Below are 4,519 nucleotides of genomic sequence, written 5' to 3' on the forward strand. Positions count from 1 at the left end.
TTCTTCGGATCGCACACGATCTTCTGGTATCTGCAGTTTTTCAACGGATACGGCGAAAGCCTGATCGACTACAACCGAAACTACACCAAAGCGTCGTTCGGCTTCTCCTTTTCCCGGGGCATCGCGAACTGACCAGATCCATCCGTACAGATTGATTCTGTACTTCCGGTGGGACGAGCTCTTTTTGCTATACTTACAAAAAAATGGACGGGGGCGCCATGACGACGGAAGAGAAGGTGTTTTTGCTTGCGATCTTGAAAAGAGAGGAGGGCGAAGGATTGCGTGATATCCTTACGATGCTCGAAAATAGCCGCGTCTTTACAATGAAAGAAGGCAAACGGCTGCTCAAATCGCTTCGCAGCGAAGGATACATCCGCGAGGGTGAACTGACGATCAAAGGCGAAGCGGCGGCGAAAGCGGCAGAAGAGGAGTTCAGACTCTGAATCCTCTGTTTAGGCGGGCTTCTCCTCCTCTTTTTTTTCTTTGGCTTTCCGTTCGATCTCTCTGAGGGCGAGGCGACGCAGCCATTCGGAAAAATTGACTTCCTCCTCACGGCAAAACTCACCGATTTTTTTCATCTCTTCCATCGTCACTTTCACTTCAAGATCAATCATCTTTTCGCTCATTTGGTCATCTCCTTGAAATGTCGTCGAAATTTGTCCACTTTCGGGGCAACGACTGCCTGACAATAACCATGATAGGGATTTTTTCTGAAATAATCCTGATGATAATCCTCGGCAGGCCAGAATTTCGTCAACGGGGCGATCTCGGTGACGATTGGCGCATTGAAATGTCTCTGCACTTCGGCACGGCTCTTTTCTGCAATGCTCTTCTGGTCATTGTTATGGTAGAAGATTACAGATCGATACTGTGTACCGACATCCGCTCCCTGACGATTTGGAGTCGTTGGATCGTGTACTGTCCAGAAGATCTTCAGTAGATCTTCGTAACTAACGATATCGGGATCGTAGGTGATCTGAACGACTTCCGCATGGCCGGTCGTTCCCGAGCAGACATCCTGATAGGAAGGATGATCGGTATGGCCGCCGGCATAGCCGCTGACTACATCTTCGACACCTTTGACGTTTTCGTAAACCGCCTCGAGACACCAGAAACATCCACCGCCCAGTGTCGCTTTTTCGAGTTTTTTTGACATGCTGTTCCCTTCGTTCGACAGTAATGAGATAGAAATTGTTATAAGCAGAAGCGCAATCTTTTTCATAAAGCTATAGTAGTATGTTTTCTATTAGGGCTTACAGTGGGAGATATATTAATGGAAAGGACAAAGGTGCCGAAGCACCTTTGCAAAAATCAGTGGTGAGATTTGAGAATCAGTTTCGTCATTCGAAGGTTGATAACGAGAAACCGGATAAACTGCCAGATCACGCAGGTTCGCATGAATTTTACCAATCCGCTCGGAATCATCGTACCTGACTGTGGGCTGTATGGGTCGAGATGTTCAACATGCTGGTGTGCCATATTAATCCTTTCTTATTCTGGGATGATTTTCCAGCCCGGTTTGAGCTGTGCTTTCCACATGAATGCATAGTGGAGGAAATGTTTGATCCAGTGACCTGCCAGGCCGATTTCACCGGTCGTATAGCTGAGATCACGTCCGACACCCGGATATTTTTCATAATCGGGAACGACCGGATAGACTGTCATCGAGACCGCTTTTCCACTGAAGAAACCTGCACCTGCCGAAGCGACACAGGCGGCACCCATTTCGGACATCGAAGCTGTATGCGTCGGCTCTTTGGCTCCACTGACAACCATGTCGCGAATTGACTGGGCAACCGCTTTCCCCATCATCGCCGACGGCATGCCGGTTCGAGGAGGCGTGGGGTTAATCGGCGTTCCGTTCGGATTCTTCATCGGTTTGGACATCAGATGTGGCGGTGCAAAAGCGATGCCCACGGCAAACATGTTTTTATAATCCGGATTCTGCAATGTTCTAGGCCAGTCGGTCGCTTTCCACTCTTCATACGGTTTCCCGCTGTAGTCGGCATCGACCTTCATAAAGCCGTTCGGTGCAAAGACTTTGTCGGTAATATCGCCGCCCTCTTTGTCGTAGGCTTTGAGGCCAACGCCGCCGAAAGGAGGAATCAGCATCGCGAAGTCGAACTCCTGGAAATCGGTATCGCCGTCAAGCGTTTCATAATGGATCTTTCCCTCTTCGACTTTCGTGACGTGTGTTCCAAGGATCCACTCCATGTCGTGTTCCGCAAAGAGTGATTCGGCAAAAATTTTGCTCGATGCGATGTATCCGCCCCGTTTGACGTGCATACCACCCATTCCGAAGTCGCCCAGGAATGATTCGTTGGTCAGCCAGATGACTTCGGCTTTGTCTCGGACCCCTGCTGTACGAAGTTCGTGATCGATGTTGAAGATATACTCGAATGCCGCCCCCTGACATGTACACATTCCGTGTCCTGTACCGATGACGAGTGTCTGTTTTTCACCTGCCTTCATTTTTGCAATGACTTTATGCAGTTCTTCGTTGGCATGAACAGCATGATCCGCCGTACAGACAGAGACGGTATGCCCACCATGTGGTCCAAGGCCTTCCGTTGCTGCGAAATTGAGTTTCGGTCCTGTGGCGTTGATGAGATAGTCGTAAGTCAACTCATCTTTTTCGCCTTCTTTGCCCTGACCGGTATATTCAATGGTAATGTAGGGGCTCTCACTCTCCTTGCCGCCTTCCGGGTGGATGGAGAGCGCTTTTGCCTGTCGATAGTCTATACCGGCTTTTTCGTAGACGGGTGCCAATTCGAACACTACATCATCTTTTTTCATGCGGCCGACACCAACCCAGATATTCGACGGAATCCAGTTCCATTTGCTATTCGGTGTGACGACGACGACCTCGTGCTCCGCACTCAGCCAGTCACGCAGAAATGTCGCTGCGGTATGTCCTGAAACTCCACCGCCCATTACAACGATTCTTGCCATTTCTTCTCCTTGGTTATTAACGATTCAATACCAGTATAATCCTATGTAATTAAATTAAAACTTAAACAAGCCTAAATTCCCTAAATTTTACTTTTTAAATTGCATTTTATTCATAAATTATATAAATTATTGAATTGTTAATGGAGTTGAATTGATGAAGTTTATGAAGGAGCCATCATTCAATCACCATTTTCCACGAAGAGTGTATTTTTCCTTTGGGATACATGAGACACCCATGCATACCCTATTGCAATTGATTTTGAAAACAATCCTTGTCGAGCTTGAACTTATATTAATTATATATTAACAGTGAATATTATATAATAGTTTATAGTTAGGTATAAACCTAATTAAACCCATGAAGGAGGTTAGCCATGAACGCATCACTGTCGAAATGGTTCGTTGTGTTGGTTGCTGTATTGTTTACAATATGGCCTGCTTCGGCGCAGGAGCCAATCGTACCGGAAAATTGTACGATATCGGTACAGCAGCAGGAAAAAATACTTGTCTGTGTTCCTACGGTTTGGAACGGTGATCTGGTAGTCTATGCCCATGGCTATATACCACCGCAGGAACCTTTGCAGCTTCCGATCGACGAGTTGACGATGGAAGATGGCACCTTTGTGCCTTCCATACTGATGCAGTTGGGATACGCATTTGCCACGACAAGCTACTCGACAAACGGTTACGCGGTCAGAGAAGGTGCCGAGGATCTTAACGCTCTGGTTCTACAGTTCAAGGAGCAGTATTCCCAGACACGCCATGTGTTTATAACCGGTGGTTCGGAGGGTGGGCTCATCACGACCATGCTGATCGAGAAATACCCCGAGAACTATACCGGCGGGCTGGCCATGTGCGGCCCGTTGGCTGGAATGCCGTACCAGGTCAAATATTTCGGTGATTTCCGGGTCGTCTTCGACTATTTTTTCCCTTACATTTTCGATTTCGGGTTCGCGGATGTACCCGAAAACGCCTGGCTGAACTGGGAAAATTACCAACTCGACATCGCCTCAGCCATCGCAAACAACCCCGGGTTGACGGATCAGCTTTTCAATGTCGTGAAAGTGGCAAAGGATTCCGATGACGCGGGTATGAACTCCGCCGTGGAGGCTGCTCAGAAAATTCTGGCCTACAGTATTCTCGGATATAACGACATGAAAAGGAAAGCGGGCGGCAATCCGTACGGTAACTGCTGGACTTGGTATTGGGGTTCCGAAAATGACTGGCGGTTGAACATGGGTGTAGAACGCGTCAGAGCCAGCTGGAGAGCAAAAAGATTTGTTTCGAAATATTACGAAACAACCGGGAAGCTTGAAAAGCCGCTCGTAACGCTTCATACGACAGATGACCCGATCGTTCCCTACCGACACGAGCTTATCTATCTGGCGAAAGTATTGAAAAACGGAAGTTTTGAAAATTTCGTCGCAATACCGGCATTCAATTACGGACACTGCACATTCACAACCGAACAGGTAATGGGGGCATTCGCCATTCTCGTCTGGAAAAGCACCGGAGAGGTACCGGTCGGTTTCCTGACATATCTTGAAATGATGCAGTAAAAGCAGAA

General features: G+C 47.8%; 7 protein-coding genes. 3 read left to right on the forward strand and 4 right to left on the reverse strand.

What is annotated here, in order from left to right:
• Both Q1K24_RS09295 and Q1K24_RS09300 read left to right on the forward strand, forming a co-directional pair.
• A partial coding sequence (locus tag Q1K24_RS09295; RefSeq protein ID WP_366903856.1) for a phospholipase A occupies window positions 1-132 on the forward strand: 132 nt, incomplete at its 5' end.
• Window positions 133-218: 86 nt separating this feature from the next.
• Window positions 219-443: a hypothetical protein gene (locus tag Q1K24_RS09300; RefSeq protein ID WP_300369295.1), complete on the forward strand. Its 225-nt coding sequence runs from the start codon at window positions 219-221 to the stop codon at window positions 441-443.
• A 9-nt stretch (window positions 444-452) separates the two neighbouring features.
• Here Q1K24_RS09300 and Q1K24_RS09305 read toward each other — a convergent pair whose 3' ends face one another.
• From Q1K24_RS09305 to Q1K24_RS09320, 4 genes are all read right to left on the reverse strand, one after another.
• Window positions 453-626 (reverse strand): hypothetical protein, encoded by a 174-nt coding sequence (locus tag Q1K24_RS09305; protein WP_300369298.1) that lies wholly within the window; start codon window positions 624-626, stop codon window positions 453-455.
• Window positions 623-1,156, reverse strand: coding sequence for a peptide-methionine (S)-S-oxide reductase MsrA (gene msrA / locus Q1K24_RS09310; RefSeq protein ID WP_300369301.1), 534 nt, complete (start codon window positions 1,154-1,156; stop codon window positions 623-625). Before msrA ends, Q1K24_RS09305 begins: the two co-directional genes overlap by 4 nt.
• 155 nt (window positions 1,157-1,311) lie before the next feature.
• Window positions 1,312-1,479 (reverse strand): hypothetical protein, encoded by a 168-nt coding sequence (locus Q1K24_RS09315; protein WP_300369304.1) that lies wholly within the window; start codon window positions 1,477-1,479, stop codon window positions 1,312-1,314.
• A 12-nt stretch (window positions 1,480-1,491) separates the two neighbouring features.
• Window positions 1,492-2,952, reverse strand: a complete 1,461-nt coding sequence (locus tag Q1K24_RS09320) for an FAD-dependent oxidoreductase (RefSeq protein ID WP_300369307.1) — start codon at window positions 2,950-2,952, stop codon at window positions 1,492-1,494.
• Window positions 2,953-3,326: 374 nt separating this feature from the next.
• Between Q1K24_RS09320 and Q1K24_RS09325 the strand changes: the two genes are divergently transcribed.
• Window positions 3,327-4,511 carry a hypothetical protein gene (locus Q1K24_RS09325; protein WP_300369310.1) on the forward strand — a complete coding sequence of 395 codons (1,185 nt, stop codon included), beginning with the start codon at window positions 3,327-3,329 and terminating at the stop codon, window positions 4,509-4,511.
• Window positions 4,512-4,519 lie beyond the last annotated feature (8 nt).

Origin of the sequence: Hydrogenimonas sp. (assembly GCF_029932565.1) — a bacterium.
In the GTDB taxonomy this organism is placed as follows: domain Bacteria; phylum Campylobacterota; class Campylobacteria; order Campylobacterales; family Hydrogenimonadaceae; genus Hydrogenimonas.

Coding starts and splice junctions, on each gene's coding strand:
- Q1K24_RS09300 (WP_300369295.1), top strand. CDS start 219: ATGACGACGGAAGAGAAGGTGTTTTTGCTTGCGATCTTGAAAAGAGAG.
- Q1K24_RS09305 (WP_300369298.1), bottom strand. CDS start 626: ATGAGCGAAAAGATGATTGATCTTGAAGTGAAAGTGACGATGGAAGAG.
- msrA (WP_300369301.1), bottom strand. CDS start 1,156: ATGTCAAAAAAACTCGAAAAAGCGACACTGGGCGGTGGATGTTTCTGG.
- Q1K24_RS09315 (WP_300369304.1), bottom strand. CDS start 1,479: ATGGCACACCAGCATGTTGAACATCTCGACCCATACAGCCCACAGTCA.
- Q1K24_RS09320 (WP_300369307.1), bottom strand. CDS start 2,952: ATGGCAAGAATCGTTGTAATGGGCGGTGGAGTTTCAGGACATACCGCA.
- Q1K24_RS09325 (WP_300369310.1), top strand. CDS start 3,327: ATGAACGCATCACTGTCGAAATGGTTCGTTGTGTTGGTTGCTGTATTG.